This is a genomic window from Streptomyces sp. NPDC001513, from assembly GCF_042894695.1.
In the GTDB taxonomy this organism is placed as follows: domain Bacteria; phylum Actinomycetota; class Actinomycetes; order Streptomycetales; family Streptomycetaceae; genus Streptomyces.
In genome coordinates this window covers 77,441-96,023 of sequence record NZ_JBIAVU010000002.1, presented here as the reverse complement: position 1 = coordinate 96,023, position 18,583 = coordinate 77,441, and the positions used below count along the sequence as shown (strand labels likewise).

The window sequence follows — 18,583 nt, the reverse complement described above, 5'->3', positions numbered from 1 at the left end:
ATCGGACCGGTCAGGCGGCGGTGGCCAGCTTGCGCAGGCGGTGGCCCAGCCGGCGGGCGTAGCGCAGCTGGAGGAACGGGACCGCCGGGCCGGCGAGGCGGGTGTACCAGCTGTTCGGGCGGCTGAAGGCGGTCACCGTGAACCACACGGTGCCGTCGGGGTCCATGTCCACGATGAAGGACTCCTCCCCGCACTCTGGGTGGCCGGGCCGGGTCCCGTAGGCGAAGCCGATGCGGGCGGGCTCGTACACCGTCCAGACCACCTCGCACGGGGCGTCGATGCGCAGCGGCCCGAGGCCGATCCCGACGACCACACGGCTGCCGGGCCGGACCGCTCCGGCATCGGCCCGTACCCGCATGCCGGAGGCGCGGTGCGCGTGGAAGGTGGTCACGGCGGTGCCGGCGGCCTCGAAGACGGCCCGGCCGTGTCCGAGGCGGGTGCGGTGGCCGAGGTGGTGGTAGCCGTCGGGCAGCGGCCGGTGGGCCGTCGCGCCCTGGTCGGGGTAGTTGACGGTGTCCCGGCCGGCGCTGATGAGGCGGGTCATGGCGAGGTCTCCAGTCGGTGGGTGGTCGGTGGTGGCTGGTCAGCGGTGGGCGGTCTGCGGTGCGTGGTCGGCGCGGGGGGAGTGGTCGGTGGTGAGCCGGCGCCAGGCCAGCACCGAGCAGAGGGCGAATCCGAGGGCGTTCCCGAGGCCGTGGGTCGCGGCCATCCAGGTCAGCGTGGGGTGCACGATCCCGGTGGCCTCGCCGGCCGCCCACCACAGGGCGAGCAGCATGGTGGCCACCAGCACGGCCGCCGAGGTCGCGAGCAGGGCCCGCGTGCCCCGGTCCCGGGCCGAGGGCCGGATCTCCCGCCAGGTCAGCAGGGCCACGGCCCACATCCCGCCGGTCAACACCACCGCGCCCACCAGCTCCGCCCAGTCGTCGACGAAGTAGCCGAGGAGCACGAGCAGGGTGCCGGCCGGGACGCTGTACGCCGCCCAGCGCGAGAGCCCCGTCGCGGGCCGGTCCCGGACGGCCCGGCACACGAGCCCCGCGACCAGCGCGGCCGCGAACCCGGCGAAGTGGAAGTGCGGCACGGTGAGCGCCAGGATGTCGAGGTCGAAACCGAAGAGCCGGTACCCGGCGCGCTCGGCGACCAGCGCGGTCCCGGCGATCGAGGGCGAGACCAGCGCGGTGGCGACGGCGATCCCGGACGGGTCAGGGAAGCGCCCCGGGGGACGGTCCCGCAGCAGCCGGACCGGGGCCCGGGCCGCGAGCGCCAGGCAGGCCGCCGCATAGAGTGTGGCGAGCGCCGTGGCGGGCAGTCCGCGCGGCAGCCACAGGCAGAGCGCCCCGGGGGCGGCGAGCAGCGGCCAGAGGCGGGCGGTCCGGTGGAGCCCGGCCGGGTCGATCAGGCGCAGGCCCGCCGGGACGACGTAGAGCATGCCCAGGGTGACGATCACATTCACCAGTACCGACACCCTGGACTCCCCCAACGCTGCGGCCGAACGCCTTGAACGCGTTCAACTCATGATGGTGACCTTACGGCCTTCCTTGAACATGTTCAAGACGCTCTCCGGTTGCGGCTCTCGCGCACATGCGGCAGACAGGAGGGAGCAACCGGGGCGAAAAGGGAGATCCACGTGCACGCACCGTCAGTTCCGACATCTCGTCAGACGTCGGGCCGTCACCTACCGGCCGGCGCGGCCCTCTTGGCCCTCCTCGGGCTGTTCGCCGCAGGCTGCGGCGCCCCCGAGGAGCCCAAGAGCGCCGCCGGACCCGAGATCCAGGAGGTCTACCTCCAGCCCGTGGCCTCCGCGGGCCCCGACCCCTTCACCGCCTCCTCGGCCACCGCCGAGTCCGCCCCCGTACAGCCCCCGCTGCCCAACCCGACCGGACAGGGCATCCGCACGATCAACGCGGCCACCCCCGGTCTGTACGGCGGCACCCAGCGGCTCGGCAGCTGCGACGTGGAACAGCAGGTCCGCTTCCTGACCACCGACGACGCCAAGGCCCGCGCCTTCGCCCAGGCCGCGGACATCGAACAGGCGAGCATCCCCGAGTTCCTGCGCGGCCTGACGCCCGTCGTGCTGCGCGCCGACACCCGGGTCACCAACCACGCCTTCCGCGACGGCGGGGCCGACGGCTTCCAGTCCGTCCTGCAGGCCGGCACCGCGGTCCTCGTCGACGAGCACGGCATGCCCCGGGTCCGCTGCGGCTGCGGAAACCCGCTGGCCTCCCCGCTCGCCGCCAAGGGGTCCCCGGTCCAGAAGGGCGACCCGTGGAGCGGCTACCAGCCCAACCAGGTCGTCGTCGTCGAACCCACCACCCACGTGATCAACAACCTGGTGATCGTCAACGTCGCCGACAACACCTGGATCGAACGCAAGCGGGGCGACGACGGGGCCCAGGACCGGCCGCCGCGCACGCTGCCCCAGTACGACCCCGCCGACGGGATCCCGACGGGCCCCGTCATGCCGTCCGGGTCCGCCTCGGCCCAGCCGTGCCGGAACGACCCGGCCGGCGCCGCGCCGGACTGCCAACCGACCGGATCGGCCCCGCAGAGCCCGCAGAACCCCCAGGGCGAGAACCCGCCGCGGACCCCCGGCGTCCCGCAGAACCCGGGCTCGCCGTCGGACGCCGTCCCCCGGCCGCAGCAGCCGCGCTCGGACGCTCCCTCGGACGTCCCCTCCGACCTGCCGGGCGGCGACGTGCCCTCGGACCTCCCCCCGGACATTCCGTTCGACCCGAACGACCCGGGTCTCGTGCCCGAGCCCGACGGGTCGATGCCGCAGCCGCTGGATCCGTACGTCGACCCGTACACCGACCCGTACACGGACCCGTACACGGACCCCTACTCCGACCCGAACCTGCAGCCGCAGCCCTCGGACGGAAGCCCGGACGGGAGCCACTCGCTGGAGAGCGCCTGACCGGCCGGTGTGTCATGGTGGATCGGTGCCGACCACCGTATCGCTGCCGGACGACTGGCCCGCACACCCGGACCGGTCGCTCTCGCTGAACCGCATGGGCAGTTTCGACTGGGACCTCGTGACCGGTCTCATGCACATGGACGAAGCGGCCCTGGACGTCTTCGACACGACCCCCGACGAGTACGACGGCCGGCCCGAGTCCCTCTCCCCGCGCGTCCCGGCCACCGAGTCGACGCGCCTCGACGCCCTCGTCTCCTCCGCCCTCAAGAGCAAGGTGGACAGCTACGGCGCCTACTTCCGCATCCGCTGCCACGACGGGCGGCTGCGCTGGACGCACACCCAGGGCCGCGTCATGCGCGGCCCGGACGGGCGGCCGTACCGGATCATCGGCATCGTCCGAGACGCGACCGACGAGCTCAGCCACTCGGCGGAGCGGCTGGGACTCGACGAGGAACGGCGCCGCCAGACGTCGGTGGTCGAGTCCACGACCGCCGCCCTCGCGCACGCCCGGACCGTACGGGACGTCATCGACGTCATCGGCGACGCCCACGGCCTGGAGCGGCTCGGCTCCATGGGCATGGTGATGGGCCTCGTCGAGGCCGGACGCATCCACCTCGTGGCCGAGGGCCCCCAGGACAGTTTCGTGCCCGGCACCCGCTACACCCGCGTCGACGAGCAGTACCCGATGAGCGAGGTCGTCCGCTCGCTCCAGCCGCGCTTCCTCGACTCCGCGGAGGAGTTCGCCGAGGGCTATCCCGACCTCTGGGCGAAGATCTCGTACATGCGGATCTCGGCGGCCGCCTACCTGCCGCTCATCGCCCAGGCCCGCCCCATCGGCGCGATCGGACTGCTCTACCAGGACAAGGACGGCTTCACCCAGGAGGAACGCAACCTGCTCGTCGCACTCGGCAGCAGCATCGCGCAGAGCCTCCAGCGGGCCATGCTGCTGGAGCAGGAGCACGACCTCGCCGAGGGCCTGCAGCAGGCCATGCTGCCGAGGCGGATCCCGTCGGTGCCCGGCGGGGAGATCGCCGTACGGTACCGCTCCGCCCGGATGGGCCGGGACATCGGCGGCGACTGGTACGACGTCATCCCGCTGCCCGGCGGCCGGGTCGGCGCCGTCATCGGCGACGTACAGGGCCACGACACGCACGCGGCCGCCGTCATGGGCCAGCTGCGGATCGTCCTGCGCGCCTACGCGGCCGAGGGGCACTCGCCCGGCACGGTCATGGCCCGCGCCTCCGTCTTCCTGCACGAACTGGACACGGACCGCTTCGCCACCTGCACCTACGTGGAGGCCGACCTCTCCACCGGGGTCCTCCAGCTGGTACGGGCGGGCCACATCGACCCCCTGCTGCGCACCCGCGACGGGGACTGCCGCCGGCTCCCGGTGGAGGGCGGGATGCCACTCGGCCTCTCGGCCGAGTTCGGCCGGCTGGAGTACCCGGTGACCACGGTGGAACTGGACCCTGACGAAACGCTCCTGCTGTGCACCGACGGCCTGGTGGAACAGCCCGGCGCCGACCTCGACGACGGCATCCGGCTGCTGGCCTCCCAGGTCCGCAGCGGCCCGTCGGACCTGCAGTTCCTGGCGGACCGGCTCTGCGAGGTCGCCGACGACCGGGGCGGGAACGACGACATGGCGCTGCTCCTGCTACGCCGCGAGGTGACCGCCGCCCCCCAGGCCGGCAGCCGCCTCCAGCAGCACGTGGCACCCGGCGACCCCGAGGCCCTGGTGGCGGCCCGCCACATGATCGGGGCGGCGGTGCGGGCGTGGGGCGCGCGGGAGCGGTCCGACGAGATCGAGCTCGTCGCGGACGAACTGATCGTGAACGCCCTGATGCACACCGACGGCCCGGCGATCGTCACCCTGCGGGTCCTGGCGGGACACGAGCGCAGGCTGCGGGTGGAGGTCGAGGACCGCTCCAGCGCGCTGCCGCGGCGGCGCGAGGCGGGGGAGGCGGGCGTCTCGGGACGGGGCCTGATGCTGGTGGACCGGCTGGCGGACGTCTGGGGCGTGGAGCCGCGCGGCGGCGGCAAGTGCGTGTGGTGCGAGTTCGTCATGGGCTAGGCCGTCTCTTTCGGATCTCGGCCCGGTCCGGGAGCCCATGCCCCGCGCGGGGAAAGTCCGTTGCGGGGCGCCGCCCGGTCCGTGAGGATCGACGGCGATGACTATCGCCATGGATGACGTCCGCCGGCTGCTCAAGGCAGGGGACCTGCCCGGAGCCGTCCGTTCGCTTCGCCCCCGCGCGGAGACCCTTCCCGTCGCCGAACTCGCCCAGGCCACCCGGGCCCTGGCCGAGACCGCCGGTTTCGAGGACCTCGCCGAGGCCGCCGGGGCCGCCGCCGGGCGGGCCGACGAACCGCAGGCCCTCTACGACTTCGGCTACGCCTGCGTGGAGCGGGGCGTCGCCTTCCTCGCCGTCGCGCCCCTGCGCGAGGCGCTCCGGCTGCTCCCCGACTCGCGGCCGCTCCTCGCCGAGCTGGTCTCCGCCCTGGAGGACGAGCACCGGCACACCGAGGCCGCCGCGCTGCTCTCCGGCCGCGGTGACCGGCTGCCCGCCTGGCCCGAGACGTACCTGCTGATCCACCACACCCTGCTCGCCGGGGACCTGGACGCCGCGGAGGGGCTGCTGCTCGACCTCCCCCGTCCCGAGGACCCGCAGTGGTCGGGCGCGCGCAAGCGCCAGGCGCGCCAGGTGCTGCGCAGCGGCCAGTCCCGCAGGGCCCAGGGGAGGGCGGGGCACCCCGACCCGCTCGGCCCGGCCGACCTGCGCGGCTGGCACTACGGCCTCACCGGCGCGCTGCTCGGCACCCTGTCCCCGTACGGCTGGGACGCCGGGATGACCGGCCGGTACGCCTACCTCGGCGACAGCCCCGAGCAGTGCCGCCGCGGCCTGGCCCGGCTCGCGCTCGCGCTGGAGGCCGCCGAGCGCGCCCCCGCGAGCGTCTCGCTGCTGCCCGGCCGGTCCGACAGGATCCTCGGGCTCGCCGCCGCCCGGGTGCTGGGGCTGCCCGCCGTCCCGTACGAACCGAACCGTACGGACACCCTCGTCGTCGCCTACGACCTGAACGCGGCCGACCAGGAACTCGTCCGCACCCTGCGCGAGCGCGCCGACGGCCAGATCCTCCACGAACACGCCACCTGCTGGACCGATCCGCCCGCGGTGAGCGCCGACTCCAGCGCGCTGCTCTGCCAGTACGTCGCCCCGCCCTGGCAGGACGACGACCGGCCCGAGGAGGAGATCGCCGCCGAGATCGCGACGGCCGACCCGGCCCCGGACGAGGGCGACGGCGCGACCCCGGCCGACCCGGACGAGGCCTTCCGGGCGTTCGTGACGGCGGTCCGCACCGGCTGGCTCTCGGCCCCGCGCGACCGCGTCTCCTCACCGGGCCCCGTGCCCAGCTCGCGTTTCGCCTGAGGCGGCGGCAGGCTGGACCCATGCCGGAGCTGCCCGAAGTCGAGGCCCTGCGGGAGTACCTCGACGAGCACCTCACCGGGCGGGTGGTCGAGCGTGTCCTCCCGCTCGCCGTCAGCGTGCTCAAGACGTACGATCCGCCGCTCTCCGCCCTCGAAGGACAGCGGGCCGGCGCCACCGCCCGGTACGGCAAGTTCCTGGCCCTGCGGATCGGCGGGCTCCACCTCGTCACCCACCTGGCCCGGGCCGGCTGGCTGCGCTGGCAGGACACCCTGCCCGCGCAGCCGCCGCGCCCGGGCAAGGGGCCGCTCGCGCTGCGGGTCGTCCTGGAGGGCGGCGGCGGCTTCGACCTCACCGAGGCAGGGACCCGGAAACGCCTCGCCGTCTACGTGGTCCACGACCCCCGGGAGATCCCCGGCATCGCCCGGCTCGGCCCGGACCCGCTGGCCGAGGACTTCGACCGGGACGCCTTCGCCGCGCTGCTCGCCGGGGAGCGGCGGCAGATCAAGGGCGTGCTGCGCGACCAGAGCGTCATCGCCGGCATCGGCAACGCGTACAGCGACGAGATCCTGCACGCGGCGAAGGTCTCCCCCTTCAAGCTGGCCGCCTCCTTCGACGAGGGCCAGGTGACCCACCTCTACGAGGCCGTGCGCGCCACCCTGGGCGAGGCCGTCGCCCGTGCGCACGGCGTCGCCGCCGGTGAGCTCAAGGCCGAGAAGAAGTCCGGGCTGCGCGTACACGGCCGGGACGGGGAGCCCTGCCCGGTCTGCGGGGACACCGTGCGCTCGGTGTCCTTCGCGGACTCCTCGCTCCAGTACTGCCCCACCTGCCAGACGGGCGGCAAGCCGCTGGCCGACCGAAGGCTGTCGCGGCTCCTCAAATAGCGGGGTGCTGCGTAGACTCCCACGCCATGGCCGAGGAGCAGCCGCAGCCGCGCCCCCGGCGCGAGATCGTCACCGGGGTGCCCCGGGGCGCCCGCCGCCGGCCGCCCGCGCACGCCCCGGCCCGTTCGGAGATCTCCGAGCACACCACCCTCGGGGCCACCTACGTACGGGCACTGATGCGCAGTCAGCTGCGCGCCGGACTGGGGGCGGTGGCCGCGCTCGCGCTGCTCGTCGGGACGCTGCCGCTGGTGTTCGTGCTGCCGAGGGCCGCGTCGGGGCCGCTGGTGTGGGTGGCGCTCGGGCTGCTGGTGTATCCGGTGATGTGGCTCATCGCCCGGTGGTACGTCACCCGGGCGGAGCGCAACGAGGCCGATTTCACCGGGCTGGTGACCGACCCGGCCGAACGGTCCCCGTAGGGGCCGTCAGAACAGGTGCATCGCCAAGTGGCCCAGCGGCAGTCCGAGTTGCCAGGCGGGGGTCCACACCCGCGCGTTCTCGTCCAGTCCGGGCGGGGTGTCGGCGTGGCCGTGCCGCCCGGGGTCGAGGTTGGTGGCGAAGAGCTCGGTGCGGTCCAGCCAGCGCCACGCCGCCCGGGCCAGCTCCAGGTCGGGATCCTCGCCGCGGCCGCGCTCCCTGGCCTCCTCGCCCAGCGCGAGGAACCGCGTGTGCACCCAGTCGCGCCAGGGGTGTCCGTACGCCGTCAGTGACATCCACTCGTCGAGCTGCGAGACCACCCGGATCCCGGAGAGCTCGCCGGCGGCGTCCGAGAGGTAGATCGTCAGGGCGAGCGTGTCGCGTCCGGCCCGGAACTCCAGGGTGCTGACCGGGATCAGCCGGCCGGTACGCAGCAGTTCGTCCGCGATGTACTCGGCGTAGAGCCAGGCCATGGGCACCGCGAGCCCGCCGTCACTGGTGCCGTTCGTACCCTCGGGCTGCACCGTTCCACCTTCTCTCACGCTTCGAGCATCCCGTCGTCGTCAGCCCGAGCCTTCACCGAGCGGCTCGCCGAGCGGGGGATGTTTACGCAACTTGGACGCTCTGATGCCCAATTCCGTGCGTTTTTTGTCCGGTCCGCGCCCCTTCACGGCGTTCCCGGGTCCCTTGCCCGGATGTCCCCGGGTGCCGGAAGCTCAGGCTCCGAGGCCGTAGCCGTACCCCTGGAGGCCCTTGCGGAGGGCGCGGAGGGCGTAGTGCGTACGGGACTTGACGGTGCCGGCCGGGATGCCGAGCTCGGCGGCGGCCTCCGCCACCGACCGGTCCCGGAAGTAGACCTGCATCAGCACCTCGCGGTGCTCCTGCCCCAGGGACCCCACGGCCCGCCGGACGTCGATCGCCGTGACCGACCCGGCCACCGCGTCCTCGGGCGCCGGCGCCTGCTCCAGCCCCTCCGCGTCCACCTCCAGCGGCCGGGACAGCCGGGCCCGGCGGGCGTCGATGGCGAGCCGCCGGGCCACCGTGAACAGCCACGGCCGCATCGAGTCGTGCCCGCTCGCCAGGGCCTCAGGGTGCTGCCAGACCCGTACGAGGGTCTCCTGTACGAGGTCCTCCGCGCGCTGGGCGTCGCCGGCGGTGAGGCCCAGCAGGAATCCGAACAGGGCCCGCCCGTGGTCGCGCTGGAGTTCGGCCAGCGCCTCGGGGTCCGTGTGCGGGAGGGCGGGGGAGAGCGGCACGAGGGGCTCCTTCCGAGGTGCGTGGGGGTCCGACAGGGGTCCGTACAGGGGTCCGGCAGGGGTCCGTACGGGGTCCGTAGCGGAGGCGTTTCGTCCACCCTGACCTGCGGGGAGCCGCCCGGGAACCGTCCCGCCCGGGCGATGCGCCCAAGCACCCGGGTCGTCCGCCGGGCGGCCGTGCCGGGCGGTGAACGGTCGAACGGCGCGGCGAACGGCAGGCGGCGCCGCCGGTGTCCGCCATTGGGGTGGGCCCGGTGCCCGTGTCCGGATCCGTTCCTTGACTTGCGGCGTCTACTTCTATGGATTGCAGGTGATCGGATATCAGATAGTCGTACTAATGAGAGCTGGGTAGATGACCAAGCGAACCCGGCCCCAGGCGGTCGCCCTCCTGTCGGCCCTCGTCCTGTCCGCGGCCGCCGCCGGATGCTCGGGCACCGGCGACCCCGCACCCGCCCGCCTCGGCGAGAGCGCCGGACGGCCCCCCTCCAGCGCCGCCGGCGCCCCGGCCGGCAAGGGCTTCACCCTGGTCGCGAGCGGAGACGTACTGCCGCACACCTCCGTCATCCAGCGCGCGTCGAACGACGCGGACGGCGACGGCCACGACTTCAGGCCGATGTTCTCCGGCGTCAAGTCCGTGGTCTCCGCGGCCGACCTGGCCCTCTGCCACATGGAGACCATCTACGGGGAGGAAGGCGGTCCGTTCTCCGGCTACCCGGCCTTCAAGTCCCCGCCGGAGGTCGCCGACGGGCTGAAGGACGCCGGGTACGACGGCTGCTCGACCGCCTCGAACCACACCCTCGACGACGGGGCCGCGGGGCTGCGCCGCACCCTGGACCGCTTCGACAAGGTCGGGCTGAAGCACGCCGGCTCGGCCCGTACGGCGGCCGAGGCGGCCACGGTCACCACGTACACGGCGGGCTCCGCCAAGGTCGCGCACCTCGCGTACACCTACGACACCAACGGCTACCCGCTGCCCGAGGGCCAGCCCTGGGCGGTCAACCTGATGAAGCAGGACAAGATCGTCGCGGATGCGCGGGCCGCCCGGAAGGCGGGCGCGGACGTGGTGCTGGTGAGCGTGCACTGGGGCACGGAATGGCAGACCGAGCCGGACGAGACCCAGCTCTCGCTCGGCAAGGCGCTGACCGCCTCGCAGACCGGCGGCCGGCCGGACATCGACCTGATCCTCGGCACGCACGCGCACATCCCGCAGCCCTACGAGAAGGTCAACGGGACCTGGATCATCTACGGCATGGGCGACCAGGTCGCGGGCGAGATGTTCAACTACACGGGCGCCCGGGACATGCGGGGCAACTACGGCTCGATCGGCCGCTTCACCTTCGCCCCGCCGGCCGCCGAGGGGCAGCGCTGGCAGGTCACCAAGGCCGAGTTCGTGCCGCAGATGATGGACCTGTCCGCCGGCCGGGTCGTCGACCTCGCGCGGCCCTCGGACCGCGACGACCACGAGAGCGCCCGCGACGAGATCATCGAGGCCGTCCTCAGCCGCGGCGCCGCCAAGGACGGCCTCACCCTCGCCCAGTAGCGCCCAGTAGCGCCCGGTAGTGCCCGGGCCCCGGCCCTACGGGACGACGGTCACCGGCCAGCGGCCCGCCCGGACCAGGCGGATCGCCACCGAGCCCACGATGCGGTGCCCCGCCTGCTCGGAGGCGCCGACCACCACCGCGTCCGCCATCAGCTCCTCCGCCGCGCTCACCAGCCCGGCGTACGGGTCGCCGCGGAAGGTGTGGAACTGCCAGCGCACCTCGTAGATGCCCTTGAGCCGTTCCGCGGACGCGCGGATCTCGGCCACCAGCCCCTCCGCGATCTCCCCGGTGGTGTCGGCCACCGGCGCCCCCAGGGCGGCCCCGGCCGGCATCACCGGCTGGACGTACACCAGCGCCAGCAGCGCGTTCTGCCGCCGGGCCAGCCCCGCCGCGTAGGCCGCCGCCCGCAGCGAGGAGTCGGACCCGTCGACCCCGGCCAGGATCACCTTCGGTCCGTCGGTACCGCGTTCGAATCCCGTGTTCACGTGCTCCGTCACCCTGCCGAGGTTAGGCGATGCCCCGTTCCGCTCGGCGCGCGCACCCGCGCGGCCCTCCCTACAGTGCGAACCATGAGTGCCACCGTGGAGGAGACGCGCGGGACCCGGAACCGCTTCCTGAACCGGGTGCCCGACGGGTTCGGGGCGTTCTTCGGGGCGCTCGGCCTGCTGTGCGCGCTGCTCTCGCTCTCCCCGGCGCTGCGGCGGCTCCTGCGGCCCGTCGTGCGCTTCCTCGACCTGATCGTCGTCCCGGTCAGCGCGAACCTCGCCTACGCCGTGTTCCTCTTCCTCCTCGCCGCGGCCCTCGGCACCCGCAAGAAGGTCGCCTGGTGGATCGTCATCACCTATCTGGCCCTGCTGATGCTCGACGACGTACTGGACATGGCCGTCGGCGACTACTGGATCGGCATCCCCTCCATGGCCATCGCCGTCGCCGCGACGGCCGTGCTGATCGCCGCCCGCGACGAGTTCTACGCCGCCTCCCGGCCCGGAGCGCTGTGGCACGCCCTGCTCGTGCTGGGCCTCGGCCTGCTCGCCGCCGTCCTCGTGGGCTGGGGACTCGTCGCCCTCTTCCCCGGCACGCTGCCCCGGGGCCAGTGGCTGGACTGGGCCGCCAAGGAGGTCTTCGGCGGCCTCTTCTCGGCCCGCCAGTTCGACGGCAGCCCGCCCCGCCCGCTGTACTTCCTGCTCGGCCTCTTCGGCGCCCTCGCCCTGCTGAACGCGGCCGCCACCCTCTTCCGCTCCCAGCGGCTGACCGCCGCCCTGCACGGGGACGAGGAACCCCGCATCCGCGCCCTCCTCGGCGCCTACGGACGCAACGACTCCCTCGGCTACTTCGCCACCCGGCGCGACAAGGCCGTCGTCTTCGCCCCCAACGGCAAGGCCGCCGTCACCTACCGCGTCGAGGCCGGCGTCTGCCTCGCCAGCGGGGACCCGGTGGGCGACCCCGCCGCCTGGACCCCGGCCGTCGACGCCTGGCTGGCCGTGGCCCGCCGCTACGGCTGGCAGCCTGCCGTCATGGGCGCCTCCGAGGACGGCGCCACCGCCTACGCCCGCTCCGGACTCAGCGCCCTCCAGCTCGGCGACGAGGCCATCCTGCAGGTGGCCCACTTCGACCTCGACGGCCGGGACATGCGCGTCACCCGCCAGGCCGTCAACCGGGTCAAGCGGACCGGCGCCACCACCCTCATCCGCCGTCACTCGGCCCTCTCCGAGGACGAGATGCAGACCATCGTCGACCGGGCCGACCGCTGGCGGGACACCGAAACCGAACGCGGCTTCTCCATGGCCCTGGACCGGCTCGGCGACCGCGCCGACGGAGACTGCCTGCTCGTCGAGGCCTTCGACGCCCAGGGCGAACTGATCGCCCTGCTCTCCTTCGTCCCCTGGGGCAGGGACGGCATCTCCCTCGACCTCATGCGCCGCGACCGCGCCGCCCCGAACGGGGTCATGGAGTTCATGGTCGCCCAGCTGTGCGCCGCGGCCCCGGGCCTGGGCGTCCGGCGGATCTCCCTGAACTTCGCCGTCTTCCGGTCCGCCTTCGAGGAGGGCGGCCGGATCGGCGCCGGACCCGTCCTCAAGCTGTGGCGCAAGCTCCTGCTGTTCTTCTCCCGCTGGTGGCAGCTGGAGGCGCTGTACCGCTCGAACGTCAAGTACGGCCCCGAGTGGTACCCGCGGTTCCTCTGCTACCAGGACGCCGGCTCGCTCGCCCGGGTCAGCCTCGCCTCCGGCATCGCCGAGGGCTTCGTCTCCGTACCCAGCCTGCGCACCCTGTGGGGCAACGGCCACCCCAAGGGCCTCACCAACATCGCCTCCACCGAGGGACTGCCCTCCATCGAATCCCTCGGCCTGGACGCGGTGGAGCAGGAGGGGCCGGCAGTGCCGGCCGAGCGGCTGCCCGAGCAGGTCCGCGTCCGCCACGCCAAACTGGACCGCCTCCGGGCCGCCGGCATCGACCCCTACCCGGTGGGGATCCGCCCGCGCACCCACACCGTCGCCCAGCTGAAAGCCGCCCTCCCCGCTCTCGCGCCCGGCGCCCGGTCCGGCGAGCAGGCCACCCTCGCCGGGCGCGTGATGGTCGTCCGCGACCTCGGCGGCGTGGTCTTCGCCGTCCTGCGCGACTGGTCCGGCGACGTGCAGCTGATGCTCACCCGCGACGAGTCCGGCAGCGAGGTCCTCGACTCCTTCACCTCCCAGGTCGACTTCGGCGACCAGGTCCTGGTCGGCGGCGAGGCCGGTGCCAGCAAGGCCGGCGAGCCCTCCCTCGTGGTCCGCTCCTGGCAGCTCACCGGCAAGTGCCTGCGCCCCCTGCCCGACAAGCGCAAGGGCCTCGCCGACCCCGAGGCCCGGGTCCGGCGCCGCTACCTCGACCTCGTCGCGAGCCCCGAGGCCCGCGACGTCGTACGGGCCCGCTCCAGCGCCGTCCAAGCCCTGCGCCAGGGGCTGCTGGAGCGCGGCTACCTGGAGGTCGAGACCCCGATGCTCCAGCAGATCCACGGCGGCGCCAACGCCCGGCCCTTCCGCACCCACATCAACGCCTACGACCTCGACCTGTACCTGCGCATCGCGCCCGAGCTGTACCTCAAGCGGCTCTGCGTCGGCGGCATGGAAAAGGTCTTCGAGATGGGCCGCACCTTCCGCAACGAAGGCGTCTCCTACAAGCACAACCCCGAATTCACCATGCTGGAGGCCTACCAGGCCTTCGCCGACTACGACGTGATGCTCGACCTCGCGCGCGAACTGATCCAGGGCGCCGCCACCGCCGCCTTCGGCTCCCCGATCGCCCACAAGGCGGGACCGGACGGGAAGCTCGTCGTCCACGACATCTCCGGGCCCTGGCCGGTCAAGACCATGTACGGAGCCATCAGCGAGGCCCTCGGCGAGGAGGTCGACGCCGACACCGCGGAACCCGTACTGCGCCGGCTGTGCGACCGGGCCGGCGTGCCGCACGCCCCCGAGGACACCCGCGGCGACGTGGTCCTGGAGATGTACGAACGGCTGGTCGAGGAGAAGACCGAACTGCCCACCTTCTACAAGGACTTCCCCACCGACGTCTCCCCGCTCACCCGCCAGCACCGCAAGGACCCGCGGCTCGCCGAGCGCTGGGACCTGGTCGCCTTCGGAACCGAACTGGGCACCGCGTACTCGGAGCTGACCGACCCCGTCGAGCAGCGGCGCCGGCTCACCGCCCAGTCCCTGCTCGCGGCGGGCGGCGACCCGGAGGCCATGGAGCTCGACAACGACTTCCTGGACGCCCTGGAGTACGCGATGCCGCCGACCGGCGGCCTGGGCATCGGCGTGGACCGCCTGGTCATGTTCCTCACGGGCCTGACGATCCGCGAGACGCTCCCGTTCCCCCTGGTGCGGCGCGGCTGACCGGCCGCCCGGCTGGTCCGGGCGGGTGACGGGGACGGGGCGCGTCCGCGCCTCTCGACATCTGCGGCGATGTCGTTGATACGTAGTAATAATGAAAAATGACGAGCCGACAGTAGGGCGGCGCGCGCTCCTGCGTACCGCCGTCTTCCTCGGAGTCGCGGCCGCCGCCGGACTGGTCTCGGGCGGCGAGGGCGCAACGCCCGGTACGCCCGGGGCGGGCGGTGCCGGGGGTGCGCCGGGCGCCGCCGGGCCGGGGCCGAATCCCGCGGCGGGAGCACCCGGGGCCGCCTTCCCCCAGGGGCTGCCCGAGAAGGCCTACCGGCTGCGCCCCATGACCTCCGACGCACCGGCCCGGCCCGCCGCCGTGAAGCCGGCCGTCCGGACCCGGCCCATCCTGGAGCTCCCGGCCGACGCGAGCAACGCGAGTTCCATGGTGCTCACCTTCGACGACGGCCCCGACCCCCGCTACACGCCGGGCATCCTCGACACCCTCGCCCGGTACGGCGTGCGCGCCATGTTCTTCGTCTGCGGGGAGATGGCCGCGGAGCACCCGGACCTGCTGCGCCGGATGGTCGCCGAAGGACACGTCATCGGCAACCACACCTGGACCCACCCGCAGATCCCCAAGCTCAGCCGGCCCGCCCTCGCCTCCGAGATCGGCCGCACGAGCGAGGTCGTACAGCAGACCGTAGGCGAGGCACCGGTGTGGTTCCGGGCGCCGTACGGGGCGTGGAACCGGGCCGCCTTCGAGATCGGGGCCGAGCTGGGCATGGAGCCGCTCGCCTGGACCGTGGACACCCTGGACTGGAAGGAGCCGGGGACGGGCACGATCATCTCCCGGGTCCTCGGCGGCGCGGGCCCCGGCGTGATCGTCCTGTCGCACGACGCGGGCGGCAACCGCTCGCAGAGCGTCCAGGCGATCTCCTCCTACCTGCCCCAACTGCTGGCACGGGGCCACCGGATGACCCTGCCGACGCTGCCGCCCCGCTGAGCGGCCCGCTCCCCGGCGGGCGACCGCTCAGCGGGCCTCCACCATGCGGGCGAAGACGACCACGTTGCCGTCGTAGCCGCGGGCCTTCGAGTAGCCGCCGCCGCACGTGATCACCCGGAGTTCCGGGTGCCCGGTGTCCCCGTACACCCGGGCTCCGGGGAAGGCCTCCTTGGAGAACACCTCCACGCCGTAGACCTCGAACACGGCCGTGCGCCCGTCGTACCGCTGCACCTCGATGCGGTTGCCGGGCTTGACCGAGCCGAGGCCGTAGAAGACCGCCGGGCCCTGCGCGTTGTCCACGTGCCCCACGATCACCGCCGAGCCGCGCTGGCCCGGCGAGATGCCGTTGAGGTACCAGCCGGCGAGATTGCGGTCCTGGGGCGGCGGGGCGTCGATCCAGCCCTCCGCGTCCAGTCCGACCGTCATCACCGGCGCGTCCACGTTGATCGTGGGGATCCGGATGCGCTGCACCGACGAGTGCTCCAGCACCTCCATGCCCGCGGGCGCCACCGGCGGGTTCGCCGGCAGCTGGTCGGCCGTCACCGCCACGGCCGAGGCCGCGGTGGGCTGGGGCGGTCCGCCGTCGATGTCCACCCCGTTCCGCACCATGGCGAGGCCGGTGAGCATGACCAGGGCGAGTACGCCCCACGGTGAGCGTTTGCGTGACTGCCCGGTCTCGTCCTCGCCCATCGTTCTCCCTTCCCGACGCGGGGGTCCCGACCCGCGTTCCTGTCCCGCCCCTAGTACGCCCTGCTTCACGCACGCTAAGGGCGACCGGGCGGGACGGCGAGGGGGGAGGTGCGAACGGGTGGCCGCGGCCCCGGAGGGGGCCGGAAGGGGTGCGTCCATCCAGGTAATCGTCACATAAATGCCTGACGGGTCGTGACCTGCGGATCCGTCAGCTGTGCCGTCCGCGCTTCGGCGTGTCGCTCAACCGGGCGGCCCAAAGCCGGAAATGCGGAGCTTGCGGGGCGATCGGAAGGTTCGACGTGGGAGGCGTACTCGTCGATCATCCGGGGCGGACGCTCCGGGGCGCTTCCCGCTGGAGGTTCCACCATGCGTGTCTTGCGCGCTCTTACCGTGACGGCGGCAGCCTGCGCCGTGATCGGCCTCAGTGCCCCACTCGCCTCGGCGAACCAGGACCCCGGGGGCCGGGGTGGGAATGGGGGTGGGAACGGCCCCGGCAACATCTCCGTCAACCCGTACTCCGTGCACCAGGGATCCACGATGCAGGTGAGCGCGTCCGGCTGCGGACACGGCGGTACCGTCTCCTCGCCCGGGAACTTTCCGCCGGCCAACCTGTCCGCCGGGTCGATCGGCTTCGCGAACGTCCGGATCTTCAACCACGCCTCGCCCGGCCACCACACGCTGTCGGTCCGGTGCAACGACAACCCCCTGGTCGCCACGCACCGCTTCACGATCCTCGAAGGCAACCCCTCGCAGGGCGGCATCGGCGGATCCTTCGGCCCGTCCACCGCCGAGACCGCCATCGGCGCGGGCCTCGTCGGCACCGCGGCGCTCGGCGCGGGGGCCCACGTGATGCGCCGCCGCCGTCCGCTCCGCAGCCGGGCCTGACCGGACGCCCTTCCGGTCGGGTGTGGTGCCCCGCCCGTGTTCCCCGCTGCCGCCGGTCACCCCCAGCCCTCGCCCGGGCCCGGGGCGACCGGCGGCAGCGGGGAACACGGGCGGGTTCTTCAGTGGCCTCGGCCGGAGCCCCTGCGGCGCAGTGCGTACGCGGCACCGCCCGCGGCGGTGAGGAAGAGGCCGGCGCCCGCGCCGAACTCCACCGGATCCATGCCGGCCACACTGCCGCCGAGGCCGCCGCGCACACCGCGGGCGGAACCGGCGGCCGTGGCGTTCGTGGGGGTGCTGGTCCGCGGGGCGATCGCGGTGGCGGTGGCGGTCCGCGTGGAACTCGTGGTCGGCCGGGTCGTGCCGCCGGCGATCGTCAGGTCGGCCGAGCCGGTCTCCCCGTTGCAGGTGAAGGAGACGGAGTAGACGGCCCCGCGCCGGGCGTCCCGGTCCACGGTGACCCGTGCGGTCTGCCCGCGCGCGATGCTCACGGTGTCGAAGACCCCGGAGGAGGCGGTGGAGTAGGCGGAGTTGCAGCCGCTGACCGCGAGCACCGTCTGGCCGCCGGGGGCCACGGTGGAGGGGGTGAGCGTGAAGCCGAACGAGGTCACCTGGCGGGCCCCGGCCCCGGCCGGGGTCGCGGCGGACGCGCCGAGGGCGCCGAGCGCGAGTACGGCGCCCGTGGCGCCGGCGCTGAGCAGGACGATGGCGGAGCTGCGTATCGCACCCATGCTTGAGTCTCCGGATCCCCGAGGAGCAGCCGCGGAACGGTTTCCGCACGTGGGGGGTCGTGCGCCTCGATGTCCGCCACGCTAGGTCCGCCTGCGGTGACCCGCGATCAGGAACGGGCGAATGGGGCATGGCCGTAGGCCGAACCGGGGACGGGAGGCCCGTCCCCGGTTTGCCGGGCCGGTTCGCCGGGCGGCCGTCAGCCGCCGAGGTCCAGGTGCGGGAACTGCGCGAGGAAGGGCTCGGCGGTGGCCGCGATGCCCCGCCCGAAGGGCGCGTCGAAGTCCCAGATCAGGAACAGCAGGAACGCGATGAGCGCACTGAACAGGCCGGCCAGCAGCAGCTCCCGGAACGACCGCCTGATCTGCAGCGTGAAGATCAGACCCACCGTCACCAGGGCGCCCGCGATCAGCCCGAACCACACCACTCCCGGCATGGTCGCCCCCGCGCTCTGGCCGCGCGCACTGCGGGCGTCGTCCGCCACCGCGACCTGGTCGACCAGCGGCTGGTACGCCTGCCCCTCGTGGTCGGTCTGCGGCTCGTAGTCGGTGACGTCCCGGCGGATACGTTCCAGCAGCTCCCCGCCGCGGTCCGTGAGGTCGCCGTGGTCGGCCATCTCCTTCCACTCGGTGTCCACCACGTACGTCACGTACGCGTCGACGTCGGACCGGATCTTCTTGCGCACCTCGGCCGGGTAGACCTCGGAGCGGACACTGATCTCGTGCAGGGCCTGCGCCTCCTGGCGCACGTACTCCTGGGCGGCGCCGCGGCCCTCCCAGACACCGGCGATCGCCAGGCCCAGCACGATCGCGTAGATCACGCCGATCATCATCGTCATGTATTCGATGACGTCCGGGGTTTCGTTCGGATCGTCGTCCTCGCCGATCCTGCGGTGGTTGAAGAAGGCGATGGACAGCACCACGGCACAGGCCGCGGCCATCGCGAGGGACAGGACGAGCCATTCCGACAAGATGACTCCCGATCGGTTTCAGGT

Annotated in this window: 17 protein-coding genes; 9 read left to right on the top strand and 8 right to left on the bottom strand. The window is 73.4% G+C overall.

Translation table 11 applies throughout. From position 1 onward, the window contains the following. Nucleotides 1–10: 10 nt before the first annotated feature. Entirely contained in the window at nucleotides 11–544 is a 534-nt protein-coding gene (locus ACFYZ4_RS04175) for a DUF1990 family protein (protein WP_390782980.1), read from the bottom strand. Between the two features lie 39 nt (nucleotides 545–583). Then, nucleotides 584–1,462: a YndJ family protein gene (locus tag ACFYZ4_RS04170; RefSeq protein WP_384341403.1), complete on the bottom strand. Its 879-nt coding sequence runs from the start codon at nucleotides 1,460–1,462 to the stop codon at nucleotides 584–586. Between the two features lie 231 nt (nucleotides 1,463–1,693). Between ACFYZ4_RS04170 and ACFYZ4_RS04165 the strand changes: the two genes are divergently transcribed. The 5 genes from ACFYZ4_RS04165 (at nucleotide 1,694) to ACFYZ4_RS04145 (ending at nucleotide 7,630) form a co-directional block, all read left to right on the top strand. Continuing rightward, nucleotides 1,694–2,911 (top strand): DUF6777 domain-containing protein, encoded by a 1,218-nt coding sequence (locus ACFYZ4_RS04165; RefSeq protein ID WP_390782979.1) that lies wholly within the window; start codon nucleotides 1,694–1,696, stop codon nucleotides 2,909–2,911. Between the two features lie 7 nt (nucleotides 2,912–2,918). After that, nucleotides 2,919–4,982 carry a SpoIIE family protein phosphatase gene (locus ACFYZ4_RS04160; protein ID WP_351300271.1) on the top strand — a complete coding sequence of 688 codons (2,064 nt, stop codon included), beginning with the start codon at nucleotides 2,919–2,921 and terminating at the stop codon, nucleotides 4,980–4,982. A gap of 97 nt (nucleotides 4,983–5,079) precedes the next feature. After that, the gene (locus ACFYZ4_RS04155) at nucleotides 5,080–6,333 is read left to right on the top strand and encodes a hypothetical protein (RefSeq protein WP_390782978.1); all 1,254 of its coding nucleotides are present in this window, start codon (nucleotides 5,080–5,082) and stop codon (nucleotides 6,331–6,333) included. A 20-nt stretch (nucleotides 6,334–6,353) separates the two neighbouring features. Beyond that, on the top strand, nucleotides 6,354–7,214 hold the full coding sequence (locus ACFYZ4_RS04150) for an Fpg/Nei family DNA glycosylase (RefSeq protein WP_390782977.1): 861 nt from the start codon (nucleotides 6,354–6,356) through the stop codon (nucleotides 7,212–7,214). A 26-nt stretch (nucleotides 7,215–7,240) separates the two neighbouring features. Then, entirely contained in the window at nucleotides 7,241–7,630 is a 390-nt protein-coding gene (locus ACFYZ4_RS04145; RefSeq protein WP_351300262.1) for a hypothetical protein, read from the top strand. A gap of 6 nt (nucleotides 7,631–7,636) precedes the next feature. Here ACFYZ4_RS04145 and ACFYZ4_RS04140 read toward each other — a convergent pair whose 3' ends face one another. Together ACFYZ4_RS04140 and ACFYZ4_RS04135 are read right to left on the bottom strand one after the other, a co-directional pair. Then, nucleotides 7,637–8,101, bottom strand: coding sequence for a hypothetical protein (locus ACFYZ4_RS04140; protein WP_051837618.1), 465 nt, complete (start codon nucleotides 8,099–8,101; stop codon nucleotides 7,637–7,639). Nucleotides 8,102–8,344: 243 nt separating this feature from the next. Further along, entirely contained in the window at nucleotides 8,345–8,884 is a 540-nt protein-coding gene (locus tag ACFYZ4_RS04135) for a sigma-70 family RNA polymerase sigma factor (RefSeq protein ID WP_351300259.1), read from the bottom strand. 352 nt (nucleotides 8,885–9,236) lie between these two features. Between ACFYZ4_RS04135 and ACFYZ4_RS04130 the strand changes: the two genes are divergently transcribed. Next, nucleotides 9,237–10,424 carry a CapA family protein gene (locus ACFYZ4_RS04130; protein ID WP_390782976.1) on the top strand — a complete coding sequence of 396 codons (1,188 nt, stop codon included), beginning with the start codon at nucleotides 9,237–9,239 and terminating at the stop codon, nucleotides 10,422–10,424. A 36-nt stretch (nucleotides 10,425–10,460) separates the two neighbouring features. On the opposite strand, the gene ACFYZ4_RS04125 is transcribed toward ACFYZ4_RS04130, so the two are convergent. Beyond that, nucleotides 10,461–10,922: a universal stress protein gene (locus ACFYZ4_RS04125; RefSeq protein ID WP_351300253.1), complete on the bottom strand. Its 462-nt coding sequence runs from the start codon at nucleotides 10,920–10,922 to the stop codon at nucleotides 10,461–10,463. Nucleotides 10,923–10,994: 72 nt separating this feature from the next. Here ACFYZ4_RS04125 and lysX point away from each other — a divergent pair, with 72 nt between their 5' ends. Both lysX and ACFYZ4_RS04115 read left to right on the top strand, forming a co-directional pair. Then, nucleotides 10,995–14,297, top strand: coding sequence for a bifunctional lysylphosphatidylglycerol synthetase/lysine--tRNA ligase LysX (gene lysX / locus ACFYZ4_RS04120; RefSeq protein WP_390782975.1), 3,303 nt, complete (start codon nucleotides 10,995–10,997; stop codon nucleotides 14,295–14,297). A gap of 91 nt (nucleotides 14,298–14,388) precedes the next feature. Next, nucleotides 14,389–15,288 (top strand): polysaccharide deacetylase family protein, encoded by a 900-nt coding sequence (locus tag ACFYZ4_RS04115; RefSeq protein WP_351300247.1) that lies wholly within the window; start codon nucleotides 14,389–14,391, stop codon nucleotides 15,286–15,288. Between the two features lie 27 nt (nucleotides 15,289–15,315). Here the strand turns inward: ACFYZ4_RS04115 and ACFYZ4_RS04110 are convergent, their stop codons facing one another. Next, complete coding sequence (locus ACFYZ4_RS04110; protein ID WP_351300244.1) at nucleotides 15,316–15,978, bottom strand: class F sortase; 663 nt, start codon at nucleotides 15,976–15,978, stop codon at nucleotides 15,316–15,318. Nucleotides 15,979–16,344: 366 nt separating this feature from the next. On the opposite strand from ACFYZ4_RS04110, the gene ACFYZ4_RS04105 reads away from it, so the two are divergent. Further along, a complete protein-coding gene (locus tag ACFYZ4_RS04105; protein ID WP_351300241.1) occupies nucleotides 16,345–16,863 on the top strand; it encodes a hypothetical protein in 519 nt (172 codons plus the stop codon). 119 nt (nucleotides 16,864–16,982) lie between these two features. On the opposite strand, the gene ACFYZ4_RS04100 is transcribed toward ACFYZ4_RS04105, so the two are convergent. Next, the gene (locus ACFYZ4_RS04100) at nucleotides 16,983–17,591 is read right to left on the bottom strand and encodes a hypothetical protein (protein ID WP_390782974.1); all 609 of its coding nucleotides are present in this window, start codon (nucleotides 17,589–17,591) and stop codon (nucleotides 16,983–16,985) included. 197 nt (nucleotides 17,592–17,788) lie between these two features. After that, a complete protein-coding gene (locus ACFYZ4_RS04095) occupies nucleotides 17,789–18,559 on the bottom strand; it encodes a hypothetical protein (RefSeq protein ID WP_327418258.1) in 771 nt (256 codons plus the stop codon). Nucleotides 18,560–18,583 lie beyond the last annotated feature (24 nt).

Bases quoted from the DNA above. Each gene is read 5' to 3' on its own strand.
- ACFYZ4_RS04145 (WP_351300262.1), top strand. From the start codon at position 7,241: ATGGCCGAGGAGCAGCCGCAGCCGCGCCCCCGGCGCGAGATCGTCACC.
- ACFYZ4_RS04175 (WP_390782980.1), bottom strand. From the start codon at position 544: ATGACCCGCCTCATCAGCGCCGGCCGGGACACCGTCAACTACCCCGAC.
- ACFYZ4_RS04110 (WP_351300244.1), bottom strand. From the start codon at position 15,978: ATGGGCGAGGACGAGACCGGGCAGTCACGCAAACGCTCACCGTGGGGC.
- ACFYZ4_RS04155 (WP_390782978.1), top strand. From the start codon at position 5,080: ATGACTATCGCCATGGATGACGTCCGCCGGCTGCTCAAGGCAGGGGAC.
- ACFYZ4_RS04100 (WP_390782974.1), bottom strand. From the start codon at position 17,591: ATGGGTGCGATACGCAGCTCCGCCATCGTCCTGCTCAGCGCCGGCGCC.
- ACFYZ4_RS04115 (WP_351300247.1), top strand. From the start codon at position 14,389: ATGAAAAATGACGAGCCGACAGTAGGGCGGCGCGCGCTCCTGCGTACC.
- ACFYZ4_RS04150 (WP_390782977.1), top strand. From the start codon at position 6,354: ATGCCGGAGCTGCCCGAAGTCGAGGCCCTGCGGGAGTACCTCGACGAG.
- lysX (WP_390782975.1), top strand. From the start codon at position 10,995: ATGAGTGCCACCGTGGAGGAGACGCGCGGGACCCGGAACCGCTTCCTG.
- ACFYZ4_RS04130 (WP_390782976.1), top strand. From the start codon at position 9,237: ATGACCAAGCGAACCCGGCCCCAGGCGGTCGCCCTCCTGTCGGCCCTC.
- ACFYZ4_RS04140 (WP_051837618.1), bottom strand. From the start codon at position 8,101: ATGGCCTGGCTCTACGCCGAGTACATCGCGGACGAACTGCTGCGTACC.
- ACFYZ4_RS04105 (WP_351300241.1), top strand. From the start codon at position 16,345: ATGCGTGTCTTGCGCGCTCTTACCGTGACGGCGGCAGCCTGCGCCGTG.